The 25,091-nt window shown below is 56.2% G+C and carries 19 protein-coding genes; 17 read left to right on the top strand and 2 right to left on the bottom strand.

The genetic code is table 11. The features are described from left to right. The first annotated feature begins 7 nt into the window (after positions 1-7). From MKY59_RS22410 to MKY59_RS22380, 7 genes are all read left to right on the top strand, one after another. Positions 8-187, top strand: coding sequence for a YfhD family protein (locus tag MKY59_RS22410; RefSeq protein ID WP_236416712.1), 180 nt, complete (start codon positions 8-10; stop codon positions 185-187). Continuing rightward, on the top strand, positions 180-572 hold the full coding sequence (locus MKY59_RS22405) for a hypothetical protein (RefSeq protein ID WP_236416710.1): 393 nt from the start codon (positions 180-182) through the stop codon (positions 570-572). The genes MKY59_RS22410 and MKY59_RS22405 overlap by 8 nt, the downstream gene beginning before the upstream one ends. 174 nt (positions 573-746) lie before the next feature. After that, entirely contained in the window at positions 747-1,712 is a 966-nt protein-coding gene (gene prmA, locus MKY59_RS22400) for a 50S ribosomal protein L11 methyltransferase (protein ID WP_339273872.1), read from the top strand. Positions 1,713-1,715: 3 nt separating this feature from the next. Next, positions 1,716-2,393 carry a site-2 protease family protein gene (locus MKY59_RS22395; protein WP_236416707.1) on the top strand — a complete coding sequence of 226 codons (678 nt, stop codon included), beginning with the start codon at positions 1,716-1,718 and terminating at the stop codon, positions 2,391-2,393. Positions 2,394-2,538: 145 nt separating this feature from the next. After that, complete coding sequence (locus MKY59_RS22390) at positions 2,539-3,303, top strand: 16S rRNA (uracil(1498)-N(3))-methyltransferase (RefSeq protein WP_236416705.1); 765 nt, start codon at positions 2,539-2,541, stop codon at positions 3,301-3,303. Between the two features lie 2 nt (positions 3,304-3,305). Next, entirely contained in the window at positions 3,306-4,652 is a 1,347-nt protein-coding gene (gene mtaB, locus MKY59_RS22385; protein ID WP_236416704.1) for a tRNA (N(6)-L-threonylcarbamoyladenosine(37)-C(2))-methylthiotransferase MtaB, read from the top strand. A 116-nt stretch (positions 4,653-4,768) separates the two neighbouring features. Beyond that, positions 4,769-5,203 carry an NUDIX domain-containing protein gene (locus MKY59_RS22380; protein WP_236416703.1) on the top strand — a complete coding sequence of 145 codons (435 nt, stop codon included), beginning with the start codon at positions 4,769-4,771 and terminating at the stop codon, positions 5,201-5,203. A gap of 57 nt (positions 5,204-5,260) precedes the next feature. Here the strand turns inward: MKY59_RS22380 and MKY59_RS22375 are convergent, their stop codons facing one another. Then, positions 5,261-6,262 (bottom strand): Na/Pi symporter, encoded by a 1,002-nt coding sequence (locus MKY59_RS22375; RefSeq protein WP_236416702.1) that lies wholly within the window; start codon positions 6,260-6,262, stop codon positions 5,261-5,263. 179 nt (positions 6,263-6,441) lie between these two features. Here MKY59_RS22375 and MKY59_RS22370 point away from each other — a divergent pair, with 179 nt between their 5' ends. The 9 genes from MKY59_RS22370 (at position 6,442) to MKY59_RS22330 (ending at position 22,807) form a co-directional block, all read left to right on the top strand. After that, positions 6,442-7,821 (top strand): class I SAM-dependent rRNA methyltransferase, encoded by a 1,380-nt coding sequence (locus tag MKY59_RS22370; protein ID WP_236416701.1) that lies wholly within the window; start codon positions 6,442-6,444, stop codon positions 7,819-7,821. A 205-nt stretch (positions 7,822-8,026) separates the two neighbouring features. Continuing rightward, a complete protein-coding gene (addB, locus tag MKY59_RS22365) occupies positions 8,027-11,530 on the top strand; it encodes a helicase-exonuclease AddAB subunit AddB (protein WP_339273871.1) in 3,504 nt (1,167 codons plus the stop codon). After that, positions 11,527-16,029 carry a helicase-exonuclease AddAB subunit AddA gene (gene addA, locus MKY59_RS22360; RefSeq protein WP_339273870.1) on the top strand — a complete coding sequence of 1,501 codons (4,503 nt, stop codon included), beginning with the start codon at positions 11,527-11,529 and terminating at the stop codon, positions 16,027-16,029. Before addB ends, addA begins: the two co-directional genes overlap by 4 nt. Positions 16,030-16,251: 222 nt before the next feature. Then, on the top strand, positions 16,252-17,436 hold the full coding sequence (locus MKY59_RS22355; protein WP_236416698.1) for an exonuclease SbcCD subunit D: 1,185 nt from the start codon (positions 16,252-16,254) through the stop codon (positions 17,434-17,436). Next, positions 17,433-20,849 (top strand): SbcC/MukB-like Walker B domain-containing protein, encoded by a 3,417-nt coding sequence (locus MKY59_RS22350; protein WP_339273869.1) that lies wholly within the window; start codon positions 17,433-17,435, stop codon positions 20,847-20,849. Before MKY59_RS22355 ends, MKY59_RS22350 begins: the two co-directional genes overlap by 4 nt. A 364-nt stretch (positions 20,850-21,213) precedes the next feature. After that, positions 21,214-21,561 (top strand): hypothetical protein, encoded by a 348-nt coding sequence (locus MKY59_RS22345; RefSeq protein ID WP_339278455.1) that lies wholly within the window; start codon positions 21,214-21,216, stop codon positions 21,559-21,561. Positions 21,562-21,706: 145 nt separating this feature from the next. Then, positions 21,707-22,066, top strand: coding sequence for a histidine triad nucleotide-binding protein (locus MKY59_RS22340; protein WP_236416695.1), 360 nt, complete (start codon positions 21,707-21,709; stop codon positions 22,064-22,066). Positions 22,067-22,173: 107 nt separating this feature from the next. Beyond that, positions 22,174-22,347: a 30S ribosomal protein S21 gene (gene rpsU, locus MKY59_RS22335; protein WP_005547957.1), complete on the top strand. Its 174-nt coding sequence runs from the start codon at positions 22,174-22,176 to the stop codon at positions 22,345-22,347. A gap of 16 nt (positions 22,348-22,363) precedes the next feature. Beyond that, positions 22,364-22,807 carry a GatB/YqeY domain-containing protein gene (locus MKY59_RS22330; protein WP_236416694.1) on the top strand — a complete coding sequence of 148 codons (444 nt, stop codon included), beginning with the start codon at positions 22,364-22,366 and terminating at the stop codon, positions 22,805-22,807. 84 nt (positions 22,808-22,891) lie between these two features. On the opposite strand, the gene MKY59_RS22325 is transcribed toward MKY59_RS22330, so the two are convergent. Then, positions 22,892-23,377 carry a helix-turn-helix domain-containing protein gene (locus MKY59_RS22325; RefSeq protein ID WP_339273868.1) on the bottom strand — a complete coding sequence of 162 codons (486 nt, stop codon included), beginning with the start codon at positions 23,375-23,377 and terminating at the stop codon, positions 22,892-22,894. A gap of 204 nt (positions 23,378-23,581) precedes the next feature. On the opposite strand from MKY59_RS22325, the gene MKY59_RS22320 reads away from it, so the two are divergent. Beyond that, a complete protein-coding gene (locus MKY59_RS22320) occupies positions 23,582-24,937 on the top strand; it encodes an NfeD family protein (RefSeq protein ID WP_339278454.1) in 1,356 nt (451 codons plus the stop codon). Positions 24,938-25,091 lie beyond the last annotated feature (154 nt).

Raw genomic sequence — 25,091 nt, 5'->3', positions numbered from 1 at the left:
TTAAACCATGGCAAATCACAGACATTCCAGCGACGTTTTAACCAAGACCGAAAAAATGAAACAGCTCCAGTCGGCCAAAAATGAAGACGTGGAATTCAGTGCAGAGCTTGCCGACCATGACGATGTGGAGGCATTGCGCCGAAGCGAAGCGGCAGACCGCCGTCAGGGACGCGAGCTGAATGACTGAGGATCGTTCGGCGGTCACCGTTGAAGCGGTATTTGGCAGCTGGACGGCTGCCGAATCGGCCCGAAGGTCTTTGGAGCTGTTGAATCCCGGACAATGCCGGCTTGAGAGCCTGAGTGAAGGAACAGCGTTGTCGCAATCGATGGCAGCGGATCGCAACGGCAATGCGCCGACGGTTTGGTTTGGCGGATTCAGCGGTGAATTGAACGTGCTCTCCTTGATCAGCGATGAGCCGGAAATGCTCTCCGGAGGAGAAGTGTTCGATGCGCCTGCCGTTCCCGCAACTTCCGGGCAACGCCAAGGTGTACTGCTGTCCGTTTCCGTATCCGAGCCTTCACTCGCTCAAGCGGAAGAAATGATCATTCGCAACGGCGGAACGATACGTTGAACAGACGTATGAACCCAAGGCGAGAAAAGGTGTACAGGAAGAAGCGGGATATTTACACGCAGGGCGTGGGTATCCTGCTTTTTGCCGTTGTTTTCATACCTCTGCCTTTGTGCTTGGGACGGCATGTGTAGTACAATAGTTGGGATGTGTGAATATGAGGAGGATAAATCAAGTATGTTATGGCATGAATTGACGATACATACCACAGAGGAAGCTGTGGAGATGATTTCGAACTTTTTGCATGAGGCGGGCGCCGGCGGGGTTTCCATCGAAGAGTCCGGCACATTGAATAAAGAGCGTGACACCTCTTACGGCCAATGGTACGAACTGCCGCTTAACGACATTCCCGAAGGCCAGGCCGTGATCAAGGGATACTTCTCGGAAGGTACGGATATGGAAGCCTTGCAATCGGAAATCGCTCCAAGAATCGAACAGCTCTCCGAGTTTGACATCGAAGCAGGAGAGCTTCGATATGAGGTGCGCACGGTCGACGAAGATGACTGGGCGAATGCATGGAAGCAATACTTCAAGCCGGTGCGCGTTTCGGAACGTTTGACGATCAAGCCGACATGGGAAGAGTATACGCCGGAAAGTTCAGATGAAAAAATTATTGAACTCGATCCGGGCATGGCGTTTGGCACGGGCACGCACCCGACGACCTCACTTTGCCTGCGCACGCTGGAAACCGTCATTCAAGGCGGCGAGGAAGTGATTGACGTGGGTACAGGGTCCGGCATTCTCGCCATCGGTGCCGTTCGGCTTGGCGCGAAGCATGTGCTGGCCCTCGACCTCGATCCGGTAGCCGTATCGAGTGCAACCGAGAACGTGCGTCTGAACGGATTGGAGCAGCGCATTACCGTGAAAGAAAGCGATCTGTTGTCCGTGCTCGGCAGCAAGGATCCGGCTCTCGGAGTTGCCCTGCCGGTCAAAGTGATCGTGGCCAACATTTTGGCGGAGATCATTTTGCTGTTCATTGATGATGTCTACAACGCTCTAGAAGCCGATGGTGTATATATCGCATCGGGCATCTGGAAAAACAAGGAGCAGGTCGTGCATGATGCACTCCTGGCGGCCGGTTTTGAAATTGAAGCGGTGCACCGCGACGAGGACTGGCTGGCGTATGTGGCCAGAAAGAGGTAACGCATGGACTTTCTGAATTCGTTTTTTCGTTATCCGCTCGATCAGCTGCCTTTTTTTCTGCTGACGATCATCATCGCGTTCACGGTGCATGAATTTGCCCACGCCTATTTCGCGAACAAATTCGGCGACCCCACGGCCAAACTGCTTGGCCGGGTGACGTTGAATCCGGTCGTGCACTTCGATTTTCTCGGCGTGCTTCTGCTGCTCATTGCAGGCTTCGGCTGGGCTCGTCCCGTGCCTGTCAATCGCGCCAACTTCGCCAAGCCGAGGCTGATGGGCGCCATTGTATCTCTTGCCGGACCGCTCAGCAACCTGCTGCTTGCGATCGTGGGCACGATCATATATGCGGTCCTGGTCGGTTCAGGAACGTTGGGTGGGATCGAAAACGAACGGTTATTGACGGCGGTGCAAATGTTCTTCGTTATGTTTAACCTAACGAACTTTTTCTTGTTCCTGTTTAACTTGATTCCCCTGCCGCCATTGGACGGGTATCGTATTTTGGAAGATGTACTGCCGCCTTCCGTAAGCAGCAAGCTGCGGGGCGTGGAGCAATGGTCCATTTTTATTTTCCTTTTGATTCTGGTCATTCCAGCACTTAGGAACGTCACGATCCAACCGCTCTATGAGCTGGCGCAAAACATGTACGTTGATCTGGCCAAATTGATCCTGTCCTTTTTCTAGAATCGGTACCACTGCACGTTTTTTGGATTGAAATACTGGTCAGAAGGACATAAAAGTTGTATGATCATCTGTGGCGATTGGGTTCATGCCTGCCGGCAGGCGGGATGAATGCCGATCATAACAGGAAAGAATGGTGGATGGACCCATGCAGCGATATTTCGTATCCACGGAACAATTTACCGAGCATTCTGTCGTGATTCAGGGTGACGATGCCCGCCATATCGGCAAAGTGATGCGAGGCAAGCCTGGAGATCAGGTGATCGTCAGTGACGGACAAGCAAGGGAAGCTCTGGTGGAAATTGAAAGCATAGAGGCCGGTCAGGTGACGGCACATATCGTGGAATCCCTGGCCATGGATCACGAGGCGCGTATACGCGTAACGGTGGCCCAAAGCTTGCCGAAGGGCGACAAGATGGAAACAGTCATTCAGAAATGCACCGAGATCGGGGCGGTGGCATTTGTCCCTTTCGAGTCAGAGCGCACGATCGTGCAGTACGACGGCAAAAAAGAGGGCAAACGTCTTGAACGGTGGCGCAAAATCGCCAAGGAAGCCGCCGAGCAGAGCCACCGCAACCGCATTCCATCCATCGAGCAGCCGCTTTCCTGGAAAGGGCTGCTGTCTTCTTTTGAGGGCTATGGTCTGGTATGCTATTGTTATGAGAAAGAAGACGGCTTGCAGCTAAGGGATGCAGTCAAGCCGTTTGTGGAGCAGCTTGCCCCTGAGGCGGCTGCGGACGTGTTGGTAGTCGTTGGGCCGGAAGGCGGCTTCTCCGAAAAGGAGGCGCTGGAGGCCGAGCAGGCGGGAGCCGTATCCGTTGGTCTGGGCAAACGCATTTTGCGTGCCGAGACCGCTGGCATGGCGGCGCTGACCTGCATTTTATATGAATCCGGAGAAATGGGAGGAATGTAATTATGCCATCCGTGGCGTTTTACACCTTGGGATGTAAAGTGAACTTTTACGATACGGAGGCGATCTGGCAGCTGTTCAAAAACGAAGGCTACGACCAGGTCGACTTCGATGAACAGACCGCAGACGTTTATTTGATCAATACATGTACAGTGACGAATACGGGCGACAAAAAAAGCCGCCAGATCATTCGCCGTGCCATCCGCCGCAACCCGGACGCGATCGTGGCAGTAACCGGATGTTATGCACAGACGTCCCCGGCCGAAATCATGGACATTCCGGGCGTCGATCTCGTCATCGGTACGCAGGACCGGGATAAAATCCTGCCTTACGTCAAGGAAATCCAGGAATCCCGTCAGCCGGTGAACGCGGTGCGCAACATTATGAAAACACGCGTGTTCGAAGAAATGGACGTGCCGGATTTCGCGGACCGTACCCGCGCTTTCCTGAAAATCCAGGATGGCTGCAACAACTTCTGCACGTTCTGCATCATTCCGTGGTCGCGCGGATTGTCCCGCAGCCGGGAAGCAAGCAGCATCATCCAGCAGGCGAAACAGCTGGTGCATGCCGGGTACAAGGAAATCGTCCTGACGGGCATCCATACCGGCGGATACGGCGACGACATGGAGAATTACGACCTGACCGACCTGCTGTGGGATCTGGACAAAGTGGAAGGACTGGAACGGATCCGCATCAGTTCCATCGAAGCAAGCCAGATTGACGACCGCATGCTGGACGTGATCAAACGTTCGGACAAACTCGTGCGTCATTTCCACATTCCGCTTCAGGCCGGTGACGACACGGTGCTCAAACGGATGCGCCGCAAGTACACGACCGAAGAATTCTACAACAAAATGCTCCGCATTCGCGAGGCGATGCCGGACGTGGCCATTACGACCGACGTCATTGTTGGTTTCCCGGGCGAAACGGACGAAATGTTCCGCAACGGCTATGAGCTGATGCAAAAAATCGGCTTCTCCGAAATGCATGTGTTCCCTTATTCCAAACGGACCGGAACGCCGGCTGCGCGCATGGAAGACCAGGTGGACGAGGACGTGAAAAATGCCCGCGTGCACGAGCTGATCGATTTATCCGAAAAAATGCAGCTGGAGTATGCGCAAAAATTCGTGGGACAAGTGCTGGAAGTCATTCCTGAAGGCGAAGCGAAAGGCCGCGAAGGCAGCGGCAAGCTGCATGGCTACAGCGACAACTACATTCAGCTTGTCTTTGACGGAACGCCGGACATGATCGGCAAAGTATGCCGCGTCAAATTGACGGAAGCCGGCGTAAACGAGAGCCAAGGGACGCTTGTCCGCGTGCTGGAAGAAAATCTGAAATCCGCAGCGATGTAATCGGGCGGCAGGGATCAAGGATTTCAAGACCCTGGGCACATCCGTGTCCGGGGAAATTGAAATCCTTCTTTTGCTAATACAGGCGGGATCATTATCGTGAACTGGGGGAAATCGGGATGAACAAAAAGGAAATTTCGGCAGGCGGTGTTGTTTATCGCACGGGAGAGGGCGGTCAATTGCAAATTCAGCTGATCGTGGACCGCTATGGAAAAACAACGTTGGCCAAAGGCAAAATGGAGCCGGGCGAAACGGTGGAACAAACCGCGCTGCGCGAAATTTTGGAGGAAACCGGCATGGTGGGCCGCATCGTCGAGCCTGTGGACATTATTGCGTATACGTACCAGCATGCAGAGTTTGGTCCGGTGGACAAAGAGGTACATTATTATTTGGTCGAAGCCGAAAGCGGTGATCTGCAACCCCAGATCGAGGAAATCAAAGGGGTGGATTGGTACACCCCGGAGGAAGCCTGGACGAGACAGCAGCAGAGCGGATACGACAACAATGACAGCATTTTGCGTACGGCACTGAACAAGCTTGGCATTGACGTTTAACCGTAATTGGTGTCAGCCCGGGATGATGTACCAGCAAAGCCGTGTGCAGACATCATATCAGGCCGCAGGTGATTTCGCCGATGGGCGGGACGCCGGTGGCCTTTTGTGCCAGATGGGCAAATAACAGAAGGGCAGGGCAAGCAGGGAACTGATCACGTTAAAAAGGGTCTGGGCATGTGCAATCTGTGCCCCGAGGTCCGCTGATATCCAGGCCGAGGCGGCCTGAAGCAGGCTGATCAGCGGCATGAACAGCAGCGCGCCTGCCACGTTGAGCACAACGTGCGAGGCGGCGACGAACTTGCCGGCCGATGCTCCGCCCGCGGCTGCAATCACGGCGGTGATGCAGGTCCCGACGTTGGACCCGATCACGATGGCGATGCCGATTTCCACGGGCAGAACCCCCGTGGCCGCAAGCGTGATCGCCATGCTGATCACGGCGGCGCTGCTGTGAATGAGCGCCGTCAGACAGGCACCGGCGAGGAACCCCCACCAGAGGCTGTCCGCCGCCCGGTCCAGAAACCACTGGAACACCCCCATGCTGCGCAGTGGAACGGCAATCGATTGCATGACCTGGATGCCGATCATGATCAGTGCGAAACCGGCGACGGCAAGAAAGCCGTATTGTGCACCCAGCAATATGTTTCGCGTACGCGTCGGTGCGAATGGATTGAGCTCGCTTAGAACAACGAAGAGGGCCCAGCCGAGCAATGACAGCATAAGCAAAGGCAGGCCGAAGCGGCCAAGCTGCAATCCGACCAGCTCGGTGGTCAGGCATGTCCCGATATTGGTTCCCAAAATAATGCCAAGGGTACGCCCGTATGTGATCAGGCGCGCATTGGCAAGGCCGATCGTGAGGACGGTGACGGCAGTGCTGCTTTGGAGCAATGCCGTTGCTCCTGCACTAAAAGCCATGCCTTTCCAGGGAGCGGACGTGGCTCGCCCCAGCCAAGTGGCGAGCGATGGACCGGCCATGCGCTGCAATGCCGTCTCCATCCATTTCATGCCGGCCAAAAAAATAAGCAATCCATACAGGAGCGGAAATAGAACATCCCTAAACATCGTTCTGCATCATTCCTTCCGTACCTTTCCTTCATTCATCTTATGAACGACGGCGGACAACCATGACAAGCACAAGAGATGGAGCATGAAAAACGTCGTGGCGACAGGAACGGAACGGGGCACAGCATGTTTGTATGGACAAGCGAAATATAAAATACCAAAAAAGGAAGTGCATTGACTTGCCATCGGTTACACTGGAACGCAGCCGCAAAAAGCGGCTCGAACAATCCCACCCGTGGATTTACAACAATGAAATTGCTTCGGTGGACGGCAATCCCGAGCCAGGCGACCTGGTTCAGGTGCTGAATCATCAGGGCCGGTATTTGGCGACCGGGTATTATAACCCGGCTTCACAAATTACGGTAAGGGTCGTATCTTACGAACCGCTGGAATACAACCAAATGGATATCGCCTTTTTCGCAGACCGGTTCCGTGACTGTTTGCGTCATCGGGAGCGGTTCATCCAGGATGGCGAGGCGTATCGACTCGTCTACGGTGAAGCCGATTTCCTGCCCGGACTGATCGTGGACCGCTTCGGCAGCATCCTGGTGGTGCAGTTGCTGACGCTCGGCATGGACCGCTGCCGCGAGGCGATCGTGCAGGCATTGATCGAAGTGCTGCAGCCTGAGGGCATCTACGAACGCAGCGACGTGCCGATTCGCGAGCTCGAAGGCCTGGAGCAAACCAAAGGGCCGCTTTACGGCGATTGTCCAAGACATGTGACGGTGACCGAGAACGGTCTGTTGATCAAAGTGGACATCGTGGAAGGGCAGAAAACCGGTTATTTCTTCGATCAGCGCGAGAATCGTGCCGCCATTGCGCCGCTTATGAAGGGCTGGGGTTACAAAAGCGGCATTAGGCTGGAAGAGGTTGATCAGGATGGCGAGAAGCAAATGCTTCCGGTCAACAAAAGCGGCAAGGTGGTCACATTCCCGTATTGGGACGGAGCAACCGTGCTCGAATGCTTCTCCCACACCGGCAGCTTTACGCTGAATGCATGCAAATACGGCGCGAAAAAGGTAACTTGCCTGGACATTTCCGAGCATGCGATCGAAAGCGCGCGCACCAATGTGGAACTGAACGGTTTCACGGACCGGGTGGAGTTTGTCGTTGCAGACGCTTTTCAATATTTGCGTGACCAAGTCAAAGGATTGGATGAACGGGCGGCACGCTCCCGTGCCGGGGAAGAAAAAGTGGATACGTCCAAGGCGCTGGCCGCCGGAGGCGGAAAAACATTTGACGTCGTCATTCTGGACCCTCCGGCGTTCGCCAAAACAAAGTCGGCCGTCAAAGGGGCCTGCCGCGGCTACAAGGACATCAACCTGCACGGCATGAAGCTGGTGAACGAGGGAGGGTACCTCGTAACGGCAAGCTGTTCGTACCACATGCGTCCCGACTTGTTCCTCGAAACGATCGCCGATGCCGCGAAAGATGCAGGCAAAGTGCTGCGTTTGATCGAGTGGAAGGCGGCAGGCAAGGACCACCCGCAAATTCTTGGCGTGGATGAAGGGCACTATTTGAAATTTGCGATCTTTGAGGTGCGCAGCAAAACGAAGTAATTCGGAATTGTGAATCGCCGGGTGATGATGGATATAACGAAACGTATTTGCAAAAAGCCCAATGCTGGGAAAGCTGCGGGCTTTTTGCCATGTATGGATATGGAAGCGGCACTTTGCCGGATTGTGGCAAACGTATGTTCCGAAGCGCTCCCGGTATGGTATACTGGAAATTAAAATCTTGATCGTGATGTTTGGAGGAAGGAACATGTCCGTACGTTTTGTGATAGGCCGGGCAGGCAGCGGCAAAAGTACGCTGTTCACCCGGGAGATGGCTTCCCTGCTTCAGCAGGACCCGCAAGGCAAGCCGCTGATCATGCTGGTTCCCGAACAAAGCTCGTTCCGTGCCGGACAGGCGTTGTTTGCGTACGGGGGCGTCAAAGGCGCGATGCGCGCAGAAGTGTACGGCTTCCGTCGTTTGGCCCACCGGGTCATGCAGGAAATCGGCGGTTCCGCGCGCACGCCCATCGGCAGCGAAGGCAAAAAAATGCTGCTCTACAAAGTGCTGCAGCGTCGGCATGAAGAGTTGAAGCTGTTCGGCGCGTCAGGCAGCCAGTTGGGATTCATTGGCCACTTGAATGACCTGTACGGCGAGTTCAAGCGCCATGAGCTGGCTCCGGCTTCGTTGGAGGAGGGCCTAGCCGCATGGGATGCATCTTCGTCGGCTCCGATTCTGGGCGACAAGCTGCATGACCTGCTTCTCGTATACCGCGATTTCGAACAGGAATTGAGCGGTTTGTACATTGACGATGAAGACACGCTGTCCGAGCTTTCGGAACGCATGCCGGAGAGCGAGCTGCTGAATGGCGCGCAGGTCTGGATCGACGGTTTTCAAAGTTTTACACCGCTGGAGCTTGGCGTGATCGGAGGATTGATGTCTCGGGCGGAGTCCGTCACCATCGGACTGACGCTTGACCGTCCTTACGATCAAGGCGCACTGCCTGGGGAACTGGATCTGTTCTTCCCTACGGCGGGAGCGTATGCCAAGTTAAAAGGCATGGCCGACGAGAGAGGCGTGGCAACCGAAACGCAGGTGCTTCATGCGGACGTCTTGCCTCGCTTCGTGAACAGTCCGGGGCTGGCTCATCTGGAAGCGGGATTCGATCGGCGCGTCCGCTGGAGAAGCGATGGCCGAGATCCGGGCATTCGGCTGTACGCGGCGGAGAACCGCCGTACCGAATTGGAAGGCGCGCTCCGGGAAATGCGTCGCCTGGCACAGGAAGAAGGCGTGCGCTATCGGGACATGGCCGTGCTCGTCCGCAATCTCGATGCCTATGCCGATATGGCCGAACCGCTTTTCCGGGATTACGACGTGCCTGTGTTCCTTGACCGAAGAAGAAACGAATTGCATCACCCGCTTGCGGAATTCGTTCGTTCCGCCTTGGACATCGTTCGCCGTCGGTGGAGGTACGAGGACGTATTTCGCTGCGTCAAAACGGATTTGCTGCTTCCCCGGGACGGCTCCGTTACGCGCGAAGACATGGATCAGCTTGAAAATTACGTGCTTGCCAGCGGCATTCACGGATATCGTTGGACGGACGGCAAGCCATGGCGGGCTGCGCCAAGCCTGTCGCTGGAAGATCCGGGCCAGGAGCGCCGCAACCTGGGGCGTGAGCAGATGTTGGCCCTGATGGAGACGTGCAGATCGACGATTACAGGCCCGCTGGGCGCATTCGAGAAACGAATGAACAAAGCCAAGACCGCCAAGGAACGCTGCGTTGCTCTGTACCAGCTGTTGGAGGACGCGGAAGTTCCGTGGAAGCTGGATGCCATGTCGGCCCGTGCGGAGGCTGAAGGCGATCCGGAACGATCGCGCGAGCATCGCCAGATCTGGGGCGCCGTGCTGGATTTGCTGGACCAGACGGTGGACATGCTCGGCAGCGAACGGTTGGAGCTCGACCTGTTTGCAGGCATGGTCGAGACCGGACTGGCCGAGCTGCAGCTCGGCCTGATTCCCCCGGCGCTGGATCAGGTCCTCTTCGGCTCCATGGACCGGACCCGTCTAAGGGATATCCGTTACGTGTTCGTGCTGGGCGCCGTGGATGGAGAACTGCCTGCCGTTCCTCAGGACGACGGCGTATTGACGGAGCAGGAGCGGCTCTGGCTGACGGATCGCGGCCTTTCCCTCGGACCGAATGCCACCCGTAAAATGTTGGATGAACGCTTCCTGATCTATACTGCGCTCACCTCGGCGAGTCACCGGTTATGGCTCAGTTATCCGGTTGCCGATGAAGAAGGCAAAACGCTGCTGCCCTCGGAAATCGTAAGGCATGTGCGCAAAATGTTCGGTCTTGAAATTTCACCGCTGCTCGCGGAGCCGCAAAACGTGGACGACGAGCAGAGCCATTGGGCCCATGTGCTTCATTCCGGACAAAGCCTGTCCAGCCTGATCGCGCAGCTGCGCAGATGGCGGCGGGGAGAAGAAATACCTGAACTGTGGTGGGCGGTATACAATTGGCATCTGTCCCGCATGGAGACAAGGCTTCCGCTGGAACGCCTGCTCGGGTCGGTGTTTTATCAGAATCGCGCACTGCCCCTGCGTACGTCGACAAGCCGCAAATTGTACGGAACGCAAGTCAGGACCAGCGTCTCGCGCATGGAACGCTTTGTGGCATGTCCTTTCTCGCATTTTGCCTCCCATGGGCTGCGCCTGAAAGAACGTCAGACGTATCGCTTGCAGGCGCCTGACATCGGACAATTGTTCCACGCTGCGCTCAGCCAGCTTGCGATTCGGCTGCGCGAGCAAAACCGAAGCTGGGGAAGCCTTTCGCCCGACGAGTGCAGGCAGGAAGCCGAGCATACGGTAGAGCAGATCGCTCCGCAGCTTCAGGGCGAAATTTTGCTCAGCACGAAGCGGTACGGATACATTTTCCGCAAGTTGAAAGAAGTCGTCGGCCGTGCCTCGGTCATCCTCGGCGAGCAATCGCGGCGGGGGAGCTTCGAGCCGATCGGGCTGGAGCTGGACTTTGGCCCCGACAAACCGCTGCCGCCGCTGCGTTTCGAGCTGGAGAACGGCTGCGTGCTGGAAATCGTGGGCCGGATCGACCGCGTTGACGTTGCAGAAGGCGAGAACGGATTGCTGCTGCGCGTCATCGACTACAAATCAAGCCAGACGGATCTCAAGCTGCATGAAGTGTATTATGGCCTTTCTTTGCAGATGCTCACTTACCTTGAAGTGCTGCTGAGCGCTGCCGAAGAATGGCTTGGAGAACCTGCATTGCCTGGCGGAACATTGTATTTCCACGTGCATAACCCGCTGTTGCAATCCTCCAACGGCATGACTCCCGAGCAGGCGGGGCAGGAGCTGTTGAAGAAATTCAAGATGAAAGGGCTGCTGCTTGCGGATCGGGATGCGATTGCTCAGATGGACCACACCCTCGATAAGGGTCATTCGGCCATAATTCCGGTTGCGCTGAAGGCGGATGGAAGCTTCTACAGCAGTGCGGCCGTGGCGACGCCGGAGCAATGGGATACGCTGCTGTCATCCGTGCGCCATAACATTCGCGAGATTGGAACGCGCATTACCGAGGGCGATGTGGCCATCGAGCCTTACCGCATCCAGCAGGAGGTGGCCTGCACGTTTTGCCCGTACAAGCCGGTCTGCCAGTTTGACGAAAATATCGAAGGCAACGAATACAAGCTGCTGCCCAAACCGGGCAAACAGCAAATGTGGGACCTGTTATCCCATCACAAGGGAGGGGAGACGACATGACGAAGTTGCATAGCATACCCAAACCGGAGGGAAGTTTCTGGAGCGATGACCAGTGGAGCGCCATCTCGCAAAGCGGGGAAGACATTCTGGTGGCGGCTGCGGCCGGGTCCGGGAAAACGGCGGTGCTGGTGGAACGCATCATTCGCAAAATTGCCGATCCTTCCCTGGGGTTCAGCGTGGATCGCCTGCTCGTGGCCACGTTTACGAAGGCGGCAGCTTCCGAAATGAAGCAGCGGATTCGGGAAGCGCTGGAACAGGCGCTGGAACAGAATCCGGAGGAAGAGCATCTGCGCACGCAGCTTTCGCTGCTCGGGCGGGCGTCGATCACGACGCTGCATTCCTTCTGCATGGAAGTCATTCGCCGTTATTATCAGCTTATTCCGCTGAATCCAGCGTTCCGCATCCTGAACGAAAACGAAGCGGAACTGATGCGTCAGGAGCTGCTCGAGCAGCTGTTCGAAGAAAAGTATGGCCAAGAGGGGGAAGGCAGCACGTTCCGCGAACTGGTCGACTGGTTCAGCGGCGAACGCAGCGATGATGCGATGCACAGGCTGGTCCAGCGGCTGTACGATTTTTCGCGCAGCCATTCCTGGCCGGAGCATTGGCTTGCCCAGATGGCAGACGCATTTCAGGTCGAAAGCGTGGAAGCTTTGGGACAATCGCCTTGGGTGCGAAGCATTTTGCAAGATGCGGCACTGACATTGAGCGGGGCAGCCGGATTGCTGCGCCAGGGGATCGCGATTGCGCTGCAGCCGGGAGGACCGGCCCCATACGCCGATACATTGAAAGCAGACCTTGCCATGGTCGAAGAGTTGTTGTCCGCGGTGCAGGTCGTGCCATGGGAGCGCCAGCCGGAGGCTTTTCAAACGGTGGCTTTCGGCAAGCTGAAACCGTGCAAGAAGGACCAGACCGATCCCGATTTGCAGGAGCAGGTCAAGGAATTGCGCGAGGCTGCGAAAAAAGCGGTCTCGGATCTGAAAGCTTCGCTGTTCGGCAGAAGCGCATTTTCCTTTTGGCAGGAGCTGCAGCAGGCTGCTCCGCTCATGCAAGAGCTGTCCCGTCTGGTCAGCGAGTTCGCCGAGCTGTACCGCAGCGCAAAGCAGGAGCGCGGACAGGTCGATTTTAACGACTTGGAGCATTACTGCTTGCAGATTTTGCGGCATGAGGATTCCACGCCGGACCAGGCGTTGCCTTCCGATGCTGCGATGGAATACCGGGAGCGCTTTGATGAAGTGCTGCTGGACGAATACCAGGATACCAATACGGTGCAGGAAGACATCGTGCGGTTGATTTCGAGGGAAGCCCCGGGGAACCGCTTCATGGTCGGGGACGTGAAGCAAAGCATCTATCGTTTCCGTCTTGCGGAGCCTGGATTGTTCTTGAGCAAATACCGACAGTATCGGACGGACGCGGGCGATAGGGAAGATCAAGCGCTGCCGCTTCGGGCAGGGAAACGGATCGACCTTGCGCGCAATTTCCGCAGCCGTTCCGAAGTCGTGCATGCCGTGAACATGCTGTTTCGCCAAATCATGAACGAAAGTGTTGCCGAAATCGCGTATGACGAGCGAGCACAGCTTGCCTATGGCGCGACTTTTCCGGAAGAATCGCTGGGCACGGCGTCCTACACGCCTGAACTGCTGCTGATCGACCGCCAGGGCGACGGCGCGGATTGGGCGGATGCCGAAAGCGAGACGGGAGAAGGCCAACCGCTCGCGGAATTGGAGAGCGCAGAGCTGGAGACGGCCCAATTGGAAGCACGGGCGATCGCAGGACGGATTCGCGAGCTTTTGGGTGACGGGGACAAACCTGCGCTGCAGGTATACGACAAAGCGCTCAAAACGATGCGCCCGGCGCGTTACGGCGATATCGTCATTCTGCTTCGTTCCGCGGCGATGTGGGCTCCGCTCATGATCGAAGAATTCAGGCAGCAGGGCATTCCGGCTGGCGGGGAACAGAGCAAGGGTTATTTTCAGGCGACCGAGGTCGAAGTGATGTTATCCTTGCTGCAGATCGTGGACAATCCGCGTCAGGACATCCCGCTTGCTTCGGTGCTTCGTTCCCCGATCGTGGGACTGGATGAAGAGGAACTTGCGCTCATACGCCTTGGCGATCAGAGACAATCCTTCTATGATGCAGTGATAATGGCTGCTGGTAGTCTTGAGGAACCTTCGATTCGTTTAGCAGATTCGATGGGGAAAGGGAAAGACGACCCCACTCAGGTGGAATGGTCCGAGGCATGGAGCGAGCTGGAACAGGCGCTGGGGGAAACCGCGGCGACGGCGGAGCTTGAACTGCCTGAACCGGTTTTGGAAAACGACGATCCCGATCAAAGCTTCGTTGGAGCAGAGGGTCATGCAGATGGTCAGTTCTATGCCGGTCTATCCAACGGACATCAGGAGCATTTCGTTCAGCATGAAAGTGATGAAGCGGATTTGTTGCGGCAAAAACTGGCGCGTTTTTTGCGCCAGCTGCAGCAGTGGAGACGGGAAGCGCGTCAAGGAAGCTTGAGCGAATTGATCTGGCGTATATACCGCGAAACGGGATATTTGGATTGGGTGCGCGGCCTTCCCGGAGGCATGCAGAGACAGAGCAATCTTAAGGCATTGTACGATCGTGCACGGCAATATGAAGAAGCGACCGCGAACCGCGGATTGTTCCGTTTCCTGACATACGTGTCCAGACTTCGGGAAAATGGCGGGGATTTGGGGGCGATGAGCGCGTCCGGGGAGCAGGATAACGCGGTGCGCATCATGACCATTCATCGAAGTAAAGGGTTGGAGTTTCCGGTCGTGTTCGTGGCAGGCATATCCAAAATGTTCAACCAGCAGGACCTGAACGCACCGTTTCTGATGCACAAGGAGCTTGGATTCGGCCCGCGGTTCGTGGATCGCGACAATCGGGTAACCTATCCGACGCTGGCCAATCTGGCCATTCGCCGCCGCGCCCGTTTCGAACTCCTCGCGGAGGAGATGCGCGTGCTGTATGTGGCACTGACACGGCCGAAGGAAAAAATGATTTTGGTCGGCACGGTGAAAGACGCGGCCAAAAAAGCGGCTGCCTGGGCACAGGTCAAGGACAGTCCCGAACTGAATCTCCCGGATTACCTGCTCGCCGCCGGCAGAAGTTATCTCGACTGGATCGGACCTTCGCTGGTCCGTCATCCGGATGCGACCCTGCTGCGGCAGCTTGCGGGTGGAAGCGATGCTTACGCTGCATGCCTGACCGATGATGAATCACGCTGGAATATTGCGGTAGTAAACGCTGACCGCATATCCAAGGAGGTCATGGTTGGTTCGGCGCAAGAGAACCAGGAAGGGTTGTCGCTGATCCGTGAGGAACGGATGTCTGCCTTGGCGGCGAAACAACCGGTATCTTTGCGGCCCAAACTGCGCATGGATGATCGGATCGAAACGGAGGAAGCGTTGGAACTGCCGGAGCAGCGAACTGATGATCGAGACGGATTAGTGCAGATCGACGACCAGGCAAGCAGCAATCTGATGCAGGAAGTGGATCGGCGGCTGTCATGGTCTTATGCTCATGAGGCAGCCACGCGAGTTGCTGCGAGCACATCCGTATCCGAACTGAAAAGCCGTTTTTTCTCCCTTGGGGACGAATCCCTGCAGGTGATGGAGGAGCTGTTTGTGCGGAATCGATACAAGCCTGACGGAGAAGCAGGGCAAGTGGACACGGAAAACCCGGGATCGGGTGACGAGACGGCAGAAGCGGGCGACGGAAAACCGGTCCACGCCCGACAAGGCGCCGGTCAGGCGCCGGATTTGCGCAATGGCAGGAAAAGCGATGAAATCCGCAGAAATGTTCCGGTCCGGAATGCCGATAACGGAGGCGGCCATGCCGCAGATGCCTCGTTCAAGCTTCATCTTCGTCGTCCGAAATTCATGGAAGAGAAGCAATTGACAGGGGCTGAGCGAGGAACGGTGTATCATACGGTGATGCAGCATGTACCGTTTGATGGTACCGTGATTGACGTTGCCGTCCTGGAACAAACGGTCGCCAATCTCGTTCAGCGGCAATTGCTGACCCAGCAGCAGGCGGACGTCGTTGAAGCTGCGGAGCTTATGGCGTTCTTCGAGACGGAGCCCGGCTCCGAGCTGCTGCGTGCCGATCGTGTTCAACGGGAGATTCCGTTTGTTTACGGGCTTCCGGCGAATCTTACGCCCGCGCGGTGGGTGAACGATCGTACTGCAAACGCCGGAGAGGGAACGGTGGACTTTGACGCGAAACAGAGCGCGGTTCTGGAACAAGAAACGGTGCTGGTTCAGGGGATCATCGATTGTCTTTATGAGGTGGACGGAGAGTTGGTTCTGCTCGATTACAAGACGGACCGCGTGCTTGAACATCGGGGCGGCGTCGATGCGCTGGTAGCGAATTACAGCTTCCAACTGAACCTGTATGCTCAGGCCATCGAAGATATATTGGGCCGGAAGGTTTCGCGGAAATGGTTGTATTTCTTTGATGGCGGGCATGCCGTTCGCTTATAGGCCACCACGGCCGAGTGCGGGAGGCGGTCCACGAAAGATAAAAGAGGCAGTGCTGCCTGTATGAGTGCCTTGATCACGAGGGCTCAGCAATAGATGAATGCAGAAACACAAAGGAAACCCGGGTGGACGGGACGAGGGTAGCGTACGGGGAAAGCAGGTTTGTACAGAGCATTTTTCTCCTCGCGGCCGCGAGGGTTTCCATGGAGAGGGGATGAACGGGCGATGCGTATGTTGCACACGGGAGATTGGCATTTCGGAAAAACGCTGGAGGGTCGGAGCCGACTTCGGGAGCAGGAGGATTTTGTGGACGAGCTCGTCAGGTTAGCCGACGAGCAACAGGCCGATGCGGTGCTGATGGCAGGGGACGTGTACGACTCCGTCAATCCGCCGGCGGCTGCGGAACAGCTGTTCTATGAGGCTGCGGCCAGACTGACGGAAAAGGGCAGGCCGCTGATCGTCATTGCAGGCAATCACGATCAGCCTGAGCGGGTATCGTCGGTCACGCCGCTGGTGAACAGGCATGGGATTACGTTGATCGGAACGCCGACCGCCGAGACGGTAACCATCCATGCCAAGCGGACCGGAGAGACGGCGCATATTGCGGCGCTGCCTTATCCTTCCGAATCACGACTGAATGAATTGCTCAGCGCGGATAGCGATGAACGCGTGCTTCGCCAGGCATACAGCCGCCGCGTCGGCATGCTGATGCAGCGGCTTGCAGCTTCTTTCCGCCCGGATACGGTCAATCTGGCGATGAGCCATATTTACGTGCTCGGCGGCGTGGAGACAGATTCGGAGCGTCCGATTCAGGTGGGGGGTGCATACACCGTAGACCCGTCCGCATTGGCTGTTGGCGCGCAATATACAGCGCTGGGCCATCTTCACCGGGCCCAGGCAGTGAAAGGTGACGGGATCATTCGTTATAGCGGGTCACCGCTTGCATATAGCTTTTCGGAGGCGGGACAGAGCAAGTCGGTCACTATGGTGGACGTCGTACCAGGACAACCTGCTCAAGTTGAAGAAGTGCTGCTGTCCTGCGGACGGCCGCTGGTGCGCTGGAAAGCGCGCGGCGGGTTGGCCGAAATTCAGCGCTGGCTGGACGAGGGCAGGGATGCGCAGGCTTTCGTGGATCTGGAAGTATGGCTGGACGACGCGATGTCGCTCAAAGAGATCCAGACGCTGCGGCGGGCGCATGACGGCATCATTCACATTCGTCCGGTATATCCGGAGATGGAGGCGGCGGGCTTGCTGGAGCAGCGCGCGGAATTGCCTGTGCATGAGCTGTTCCGCAAGTTTTACCAGCGGCAGACCGGAGGGGCGCAGCCTGAGGACCGGCTGGTCCAGCTGTTTTTGGAGCTCGTGGACGAGGACGAGCCCGGCGTTCGTGAGGAGGTCGAAGCAAGATGAAACCGATTTGGTTGAAAGTGGCGGGTCTGCAGAGCTACCGAGAGCCGCAGGAGATCGATTTCACGGTGCTGACGGAGACGGGACTGTTCGGCATATTCGGACCGACCGGGAGCGGCAAGTCCTCCTTGCTGGATGCGATTACTCTGGCCATGTACGGCAAGGTGGAACGCGCCGTAGGCGGCACCCAGGGCATTATGAACCATGCGGAAGATTCGTTGTCGGTTTCGTTCGAGTTCGAGCTGGCTGCGGCCCACGGACCGCGCAGGTTCCGCGTGGACCGTACGTTTAAACGGACGGGCGAAGTCACCGTGAGCAATACGAAGAGCCGTTTTATAGAAGTGCTCGAAGATGCCGAGCCGGACGTGATTGCCGACAAGGTGTCCGACGTAAATCGTTGCGTAGAGGATGTCATCGGGCTGAAGATGGATGATTTCACTCGCGCCGTCGTGCTGCCGCAGGGCAAATTCGCCGAATTTCTGTCCCTGAAAGGCAGCGAGCGGCGCCAAATGCTGCAGCGGCTGTTCCATCTGGAGAAATACGGGGATCAGCTTGCCATCAAGCTTAGCCGCAGAGTGAAGGACAACGACGTGCAGCATCAGGCCATTGCCGCTGAGCAGCAGGGGCTGGGGAATGCAAGCCGCGAGACGTTGGAGGAAGCCGGGCAAGCCGTTCAGGCCGCGACGAAGCAAGCGGAGGCTTCCCGCAAAGCGTTGGAAGAATCGATGCAGGCCGCGGAGCGGCTTGGCAAAGTGCGTGAACTTGGCCTTGAACGCCAGGCACGTCAGGCAGAGCAGCAAAACTTGAAGGCACAGGAACCGTTGATCGAGGCGGAGGAACAACGGCTGAAACTGGCGGCTGCTGCAGAGGCCATCCTGCCTGCATTGCAGGCGATGCGGGATGCCGACAGCGCAAGCAAGCTGCGGCAGCAGGCGGCCGAGACGGCGAGCAAACAGGCGGCGATGCATGAGCAGTTGTCCGCGCAGGCGGCGAGCCGTGCGGATCAGACCCGTGCCCTACTGGCTGAGGAAGAACCGCGGCTCGTATTGCGTCTGGAACAATTGGAACAGGCCAAAGAACTGCAAAAAGAGCGGGACGGCTTGCAAAGCGACACGCAGCGCTTGTCCCGGCTTTTGGAGCAAGGGGAAGCGGAACAGTCTGCCCTTTCCCAGCAGTTGGACAAGGAACGGGAACTGCAGCAGCGCGGGCGCAAGCGGCGGGAAGAGCTGCAGGAGGACTTGAAGGTCAGCGAGGTGAAAGCTGACGAACGCAGGCAGCTGCAGATTGCGCTGGAGCTGCGCCATCGCCTGGAGGCGATCAACGAACAGCGTCGTAGCCATCAAGCCGAGGCGGATGCGGGCAAGCTTGCCTTGGAGCAAGCGGATGCCAAGCAGAAAACGGTGAGCTTGCAGGAAGAACGCCAGGCTAGGCAAAAAGAGCTGCTGGTTGCACAAACCATTGCAAACGTAGAAGCCTTGGCCGCCTGCGAGCAGGATATCGGCCTTGAGCAGCGCTTGCTGACCCGGGCGGAGGAACAATTGCAGGGCGCGTTGCGTGAGCAGGAGCTGCACCGCCTTTCCGCTGCCCTGCGGGCAGAGCTGCGCGACGGCGAGCCTTGCCCGGTGTGCGGGTCCGCGCACCACCCGCTCCCGGCGCCGCCGCCGGAAGAAGGTCCGCACGCAGGCGATGCGGACCTCGAACTGCTGCGCAGCCTGCAGGCGGAGCTGCAGGAGCTGCGCTTTGGGCTGCGCCAGCAGCTGCACGAGCGTCGCAGCCTGCTGGCGCAGCTCGGCGCGGCGGCCGGCCCAGCCGCCGCCGAAGCCGCGCCTGCGGCAGCGGCGCAAGAGCCCGCCGGGGAGCCCGCGCACGCAGGCTCTCCGGCGGAGCTCGCGGCGCGTGCCGCCGCGCTGCGCCAGGCCGCGCAGGCGCTGGCTGACGCCGCCGCGCCGCTGCAGGGCGAAGCCGCCGCGCTTGCGCAGGCGGCGGCGGAGGCGCAGCAGCGGCGCGCCGAGGCCGCTGCTGCGCAAGAGGCCGGCCGTGCCGCGCTCGCGCAGGCGGAGCGCCGGCTGGCCGAAAGCGAGGCCGCAGCGGCTGCGCTGCAAGCCCGCTGGGCCTCGGAACTGCCGGGCATCGCCCCGGAGCAGGCTGAAGCCATGGTGCAGGCGATGCAGGAGCGCGATGCACGCTCCGAAGACATCAAGGAACGACTTAGCAAAAGCGTCACGTTCCTTGAAGAGAAGGAGCGGCTGATCCAGACGCTCCATCAGCAGCTGGTCGAGCTGGACAAACGGTTGATCCAGTGGCGGACGGAATGGCAAGGCAACACCAAACAGCTCGCCGAGAAAGAAGAACGTTTGCGCAAATGGGTCGGTGAACAGCGCGTCGAGGAACTGATCGCGGCGGCCCAGGCGCGGTTAAGCGAGCTGCGACAGGCTGCCGAAGAGGCTTCCCGGCGTTATAAGGAAGCGGATGCCTTGAAGCAAGAGTCTGTCAAAAACGACGCCTTGGCTCGTCAAGCTGCCGAGTCCGCGGCCCAGCAGCTGGAGCAGGCCATGGAGCATTGGCGGCAATCGCTGGCGCATTCCCCGTTTGAAACCGATCATGAAGTGGAACTCGCCAAGGTGGAAGAAACCGAGGTTCTGCGGCTGACGGAAAAAATTCGTCTTCACCGCGAACGGGAACGCGAGCTGGCATCCCTGCTGCGCGAGCTGGAGCAGAAGTTGAACGGTGCGGAAGTAACCGAGGAACAGTGGCAGCATTGCATGACTCTCCTTCAAACCAGACGGGCGGAGGATGAAGCTGCACTTGCAGCGAAAGCCAGAGCAGAGCGGGATTTGGAGGATGTGCAGCAGCGGCATGTACGCTGGACCGAGCTGGAAAACAAACGGCTTGAGGTCAGCGAAGAGGGAGAGCTGCTGAGCAAGCTGCAAGCGGCGTTCCGGGGCAATGCCTTCGTGGAATACATTGCGGAAGAGCAGTTAATGCAGGTGAGCCAGGCAGCCTCGCAGCGCTTGCGTTTCCTGACCAAGCAGCGTTACTCCCTGGAGGTTGATTCCGGTGGCGGCTTTGTCATCTGCGACGATGCCAATGGCGGTGTCAAACGGCCGGTATCCACCCTGTCTGGCGGAGAAACCTTCCTGACCTCCCTGTCTCTGGCGCTGGCGTTGTCGGCGCAGATTCAGCTGCGGGGGCAATATCCGCTGCAATTCTTTTTCCTGGACGAAGGCTTTGGCACGCTCGATCCCGATCTGCTCGATACGGTGATCACTTCCCTGGAAAAACTGCATGACGACAGATTGGCCGTCGGCGTGATCAGCCATGTGCCGGAACTGCGGGCTCGTCTTGCCCGCAAATTGATCGTCGTCCCGGCGAACGAGGCGGGTGGCGGTTCCAGAGTTATGCTGGAAACGCTATAACCCCAGATTACGAGGAAAGCAGGCTGCCGATGAACGTGAGCTTTCTCACAGATACAGGTTCAGCCTGCTGTTATACTACAGTCAAGCCGACAATTCTTATTTACAAGTACCCTGGCAGACGTTTGATCAGGAATGTTCCTGAATAGACGTCTGCGGAAGTGTCTCCCACTGGGAAGATGCTCATGGGGTGCTTCTTTTTTTATCCATTTGATGTTGGGGTTTGTCCGCGATTGAATGTCTGCTCTGGCGCTGCCGCCCAAAAAAATGTAGGGGTTTCGTGCCCCATAGTGTCAATTCGCCCAGAACTGAATACGATGGGATCAGGAACAGAGGTTAATTGAGGAGGCGCAGCAACGTGGAAAAAATGGAAGCAAAGAAATTATGCATGGATCATTTGCATCGGTATGTATGCATCCAGATGGAGGACGGGAATCTTTTTGATGGGATCGTGGAACACGTGGATGACGACATGGTTTATCTGGCAGTCCCCGTTGGTCCTGAGGCTGCTGTACCTTATGCGAATCAGGCACCAAGCGTGATGCCTTCATCCAACATGCCGATCACGCCAATGCGTGGATTTTATCCGGGATATGGATACCCGCAGCCATATCCATATCCATATCCTTATTATGGCTATGGGCGCAGACGTTTCAACAGACTTGTGCTGCCGTTGTTCGGGCTCGTGGCCTTGTCGCTGCTGCCTTATTATTGAGGCGGTGAACAGCCTCCCAACTCCCTTGAGTTCAAGATCCTGGGAGATGGGAGGCTTGTTTTTTTTCAAATTGGACGTGAGATTTCAGTTCCGGTATGATAAAGAAGGATATACATAACATATCAATTAAAGGAGGGTATCCACTATGGATTGCTTGTTTTGCAAAATCGTCGAGGGCAGCATTCCCTCCAACAAAGTATTGGAGAATGAACACGTGATCGTATTTCATGATATCCAGCCTGCGGCGCCTACCCATGTGTTGATCATTCCCAAGAAGCATATTGCTTCCATGAACGAGGTAACGCCGGAGGATCTGCCGTTGATCGGAGAGATGCACCTGGCGGTGCAGGAGGCTGCCGAGCGTTTGGGCGTCAAAGATTCCGGATATCGTTTGATCAACAACTGCGGCAAGGATGGGGAACAGTCAGTGAACCATTTGCACTATCACCTGCTTGGAGGGACCCGCATCGGCGCCCTGACAAGTCTATCCGATTCACACAAATAATCGACAATTCCTTTAAGGTTGACACCTTGATTGTCTTTCGCCTATAATGAAAGGTGATGAACCGTGTTGTTGCTCTTGGACGGTCTGGTCGGAGGGAGGGAAAACTGGTGTCTGAAACTAAAGTTCGCAAAAACGAGACTATTGATGCTGCACTTCGTCGCTTTAAACGTTCCATCGCAAAAGATGGCGTCCTGGCCGAGGTGAAGAAGCGTAAACATTATGAGAAGCCAAGCGTGAAGCGCAAGAAAAAGTCCGAGGCTGCTCGTAAGAGAAAGTTTTAGGAGGATTTGAACTACCATGAATCTTAGCGAACGATTGAACGAAGATATGAAGCAAGCGATGAAGAGTAAGGATAAATTCAGACTCTCCACCATTCGGTTGATTCGTTCGACGATCAAGAATCTTGAAATAGATTTGAAAAGAACTTTGGATGACAACGAAGTGCTTGATATCCTGAGTCGTGAAATCAAACAGCGCAAAGATGCCCTCCAAGAATTTGACAAAGCCGGTCGCGATGAACTCGCGGCTAATGCAAAAGCGGAAATTGATGTAATTAGTCAGTACCTTCCTGCACAGCTTACCGAAGAAGAAATTAAAGTTATTGTACAGCAGACCATCCAGGAAACCGGTGCTTCTTCGAAAGCCGAGATGGGGAAAGTCATGGCCGCCCTGATGCCGAAAGTCAAAGGCAAAGCGGATGGCAAACTGGTTAATCAAGCAGTCCAACAATTTCTGCAATAAAGCAAAAACGGTAAACACCTCCTGAATGCTCAGGAGGTGTTTTTTCTTTCACTGGACTCGGTTATCATTTTTTGATATTCCGTTTCAGTGTGAATAATGAATGACCATACTTAAACGAGTCATTGCATATCCGGCATGCTGGTAGGCATGTGGTTTGTCTGCCTTGGGCCGGATAGCCGCGCCTGCGGGGACGGCATATTCCTGATCATGCACCCGAACGATAAGCTCTCCTTCAAAAGCCCAAATGAACTCCTCCGTACCTTTATTATGGGGGGCCGCCCGAAGCACTCCGTATTGATCCATTTCCATCATGTATGTCTCAAATGGTCTTCCATCCTCAATGGAGAAGTGGGGATATATCCGAATCCGCCCCTCATCTTCCGTCCACATGCGAACCCGATCCAACGGAATGACCGATGCATCTTGTACGGGCTCGCTGATCAAGGCCGTGATGGACAGCTTTAAGCCGTTGGCGATTTTCCACACCGTTGCAATGGAGAGGTGGGATTCGCAACGTTCGATCTGACCCAGCATCGTTATGCTAATGCCCGTCACTTCGGCGAAGCTCATGATCGTTCCTTTTGGTGGAGGACGGCCCTGGTTCTCATATATTGCGGAATTTCCATGTGGTGAGCTGCTTTGTTTGGAAATACATCTTTAATGGCATAAATTAATTTTGTCTTTTATGAAACGCAATGTTGCATTCTACGTAATAAATACCATAAGCTGGACTGTATAACGATATTGGAAAAGGGGGGATTATTTGTGAAAGGAATGCGTCGAATGTGGCTTGCGGTGCCACTGATGCTTATCATGCTGTTAACGCTGACGCTTCCTGTCTTCATGGGCGGATCTTCTGCTTACGCCGCTGAAAACAAGACCGGGTCGGTGTACATCATTCCGGTTGACAAACCGATTGAGCAGGGGCTTGGCAAATTCATGGAGCGTGGTTTCAAGGAAGCGGAGGCCATGGGGGCCGGGTTGATTGTACTTGATATCAATACGCCCGGCGGGCGAGTGGATACCGCGGAAGCGCTGGGAACGCTCATCAAGGAAAGCCCTGTGCAGACCGTGGCTTTTGTGCGTGGGGACGCAGCTTCTGCGGGAAGTTTTCTGGCGTTGAATGCAGATAAGATCGTGATGTCGCCAGGAAGCATGATTGGCGCGGCGGCGATGGTGGACAGCTCTGGTAAACATGTGGACGATCCTAAGCTGGTTGCTTTCTGGAAAAGCAAAATGCAAGGGGCCGCCGAAAAAAGCGGCCGCAACCCGGACATCGCTGCCGGCATGGCTGACGTAAACGTCGTTGTGGAAATGCCGGAAATCAACAAAACGAAGCAAAAAGGGGAAATCATTGCTTTGTCCGCCGAGGAAGCGCTGAAGGTGGGTTATGCCGACCATATCAGCAGTACTCCTGAGGAAGCTGCAGCATGGCTCGGTTACGGGAACAATGACGTGTTTACGATGGAGCGGACAACCGCGGAGAACATTTCTACGTTTCTGACGAATCCGGTCGTCATGACCGTGCTTTTGTTCCTGGGTATTGCAGGCGTGGTCATTGAGATGATTGTACCTGGATTCGGCGTGCCTGGCATTGTGGGCATCGTCAGCTTTGTCCTCTATTTTTCCGGCAATTACATTGCCGGGTTTGCCGGAGCGGAGACATGGATTCTGTTTACCGTAGGGCTGATTATGATGATTCTGGAAATGTTTATTCCGAGCTTTGGCATACTGGGTATTCTCGGCTCGATTGCGTTGGTTGCGGGCGTTGTACGGGCTGCATATGACACCAGCGACGCCTTTGTATCGCTCGGCATTGCTTTTGCGGCAGCGCTCGTGGTGATTGCCATCGTGGTTATTGTGTTCAAGGACAGAGGTGTCTGGAAACGATTTATTCTGAGTGACAGAATGACTGCAGACAAAGGCTATTCTTCTGCAACGGAGCGCAAGGAATTGCTTGGCATGCAAGGAATCAGCCTGACTCCGCTTCGGCCGGCCGGAACGGCGCTCTTTAACGGTGAACGTGTGGATGTGGTGACCGACGGAGGTTTCATCCCTGTGGATACACCGATCATTGTGGTTAAGGCCGAAGGAACGCGAATTGTTGTACAACAAGCTCTTCCCGTTTAATTCAAAATGCGTGCCAAAGTGATGAGCTTTGGCACGGTACATAGCCGTATGGCTAACGAATGCACCATTTTAAGGGTGTTTTTCGGTAAAACGCAGCATAGATTCACAAGGTGTGTTATGATTTTTGTTCATAAAACTAAGGAAAAATGGAGGA

It is taken from the genome of Paenibacillus sp. FSL W8-0426, assembly GCF_037969725.1.
Lineage (GTDB): Bacteria > Bacillota > Bacilli > Paenibacillales > Paenibacillaceae > Paenibacillus > Paenibacillus hubeiensis.
This window is presented reverse-complemented; position numbering and strand designations above follow the sequence as displayed.

Bases quoted from the DNA above. Each gene is read 5' to 3' on its own strand.
- MKY59_RS22410 (WP_236416712.1), top strand. From the start codon at position 8: ATGGCAAATCACAGACATTCCAGCGACGTTTTAACCAAGACCGAAAAA.
- MKY59_RS22320 (WP_339278454.1), top strand. From the start codon at position 23,582: ATGCGTCGAATGTGGCTTGCGGTGCCACTGATGCTTATCATGCTGTTA.
- addA (WP_339273870.1), top strand. From the start codon at position 11,527: ATGACGAAGTTGCATAGCATACCCAAACCGGAGGGAAGTTTCTGGAGC.
- MKY59_RS22405 (WP_236416710.1), top strand. From the start codon at position 180: ATGACTGAGGATCGTTCGGCGGTCACCGTTGAAGCGGTATTTGGCAGC.
- MKY59_RS22340 (WP_236416695.1), top strand. From the start codon at position 21,707: ATGGATTGCTTGTTTTGCAAAATCGTCGAGGGCAGCATTCCCTCCAAC.
- mtaB (WP_236416704.1), top strand. From the start codon at position 3,306: ATGCCATCCGTGGCGTTTTACACCTTGGGATGTAAAGTGAACTTTTAC.
- MKY59_RS22390 (WP_236416705.1), top strand. From the start codon at position 2,539: ATGCAGCGATATTTCGTATCCACGGAACAATTTACCGAGCATTCTGTC.
- MKY59_RS22350 (WP_339273869.1), top strand. From the start codon at position 17,433: ATGAAACCGATTTGGTTGAAAGTGGCGGGTCTGCAGAGCTACCGAGAG.
- MKY59_RS22345 (WP_339278455.1), top strand. From the start codon at position 21,214: ATGGAAGCAAAGAAATTATGCATGGATCATTTGCATCGGTATGTATGC.
- addB (WP_339273871.1), top strand. From the start codon at position 8,027: ATGTCCGTACGTTTTGTGATAGGCCGGGCAGGCAGCGGCAAAAGTACG.
- MKY59_RS22380 (WP_236416703.1), top strand. From the start codon at position 4,769: ATGAACAAAAAGGAAATTTCGGCAGGCGGTGTTGTTTATCGCACGGGA.
- MKY59_RS22395 (WP_236416707.1), top strand. From the start codon at position 1,716: ATGGACTTTCTGAATTCGTTTTTTCGTTATCCGCTCGATCAGCTGCCT.
- MKY59_RS22375 (WP_236416702.1), bottom strand. From the start codon at position 6,262: ATGTTTAGGGATGTTCTATTTCCGCTCCTGTATGGATTGCTTATTTTT.
- MKY59_RS22330 (WP_236416694.1), top strand. From the start codon at position 22,364: ATGAATCTTAGCGAACGATTGAACGAAGATATGAAGCAAGCGATGAAG.
- prmA (WP_339273872.1), top strand. From the start codon at position 747: ATGTTATGGCATGAATTGACGATACATACCACAGAGGAAGCTGTGGAG.
- MKY59_RS22325 (WP_339273868.1), bottom strand. From the start codon at position 23,377: ATGAGCTTCGCCGAAGTGACGGGCATTAGCATAACGATGCTGGGTCAG.
- MKY59_RS22355 (WP_236416698.1), top strand. From the start codon at position 16,252: ATGCGTATGTTGCACACGGGAGATTGGCATTTCGGAAAAACGCTGGAG.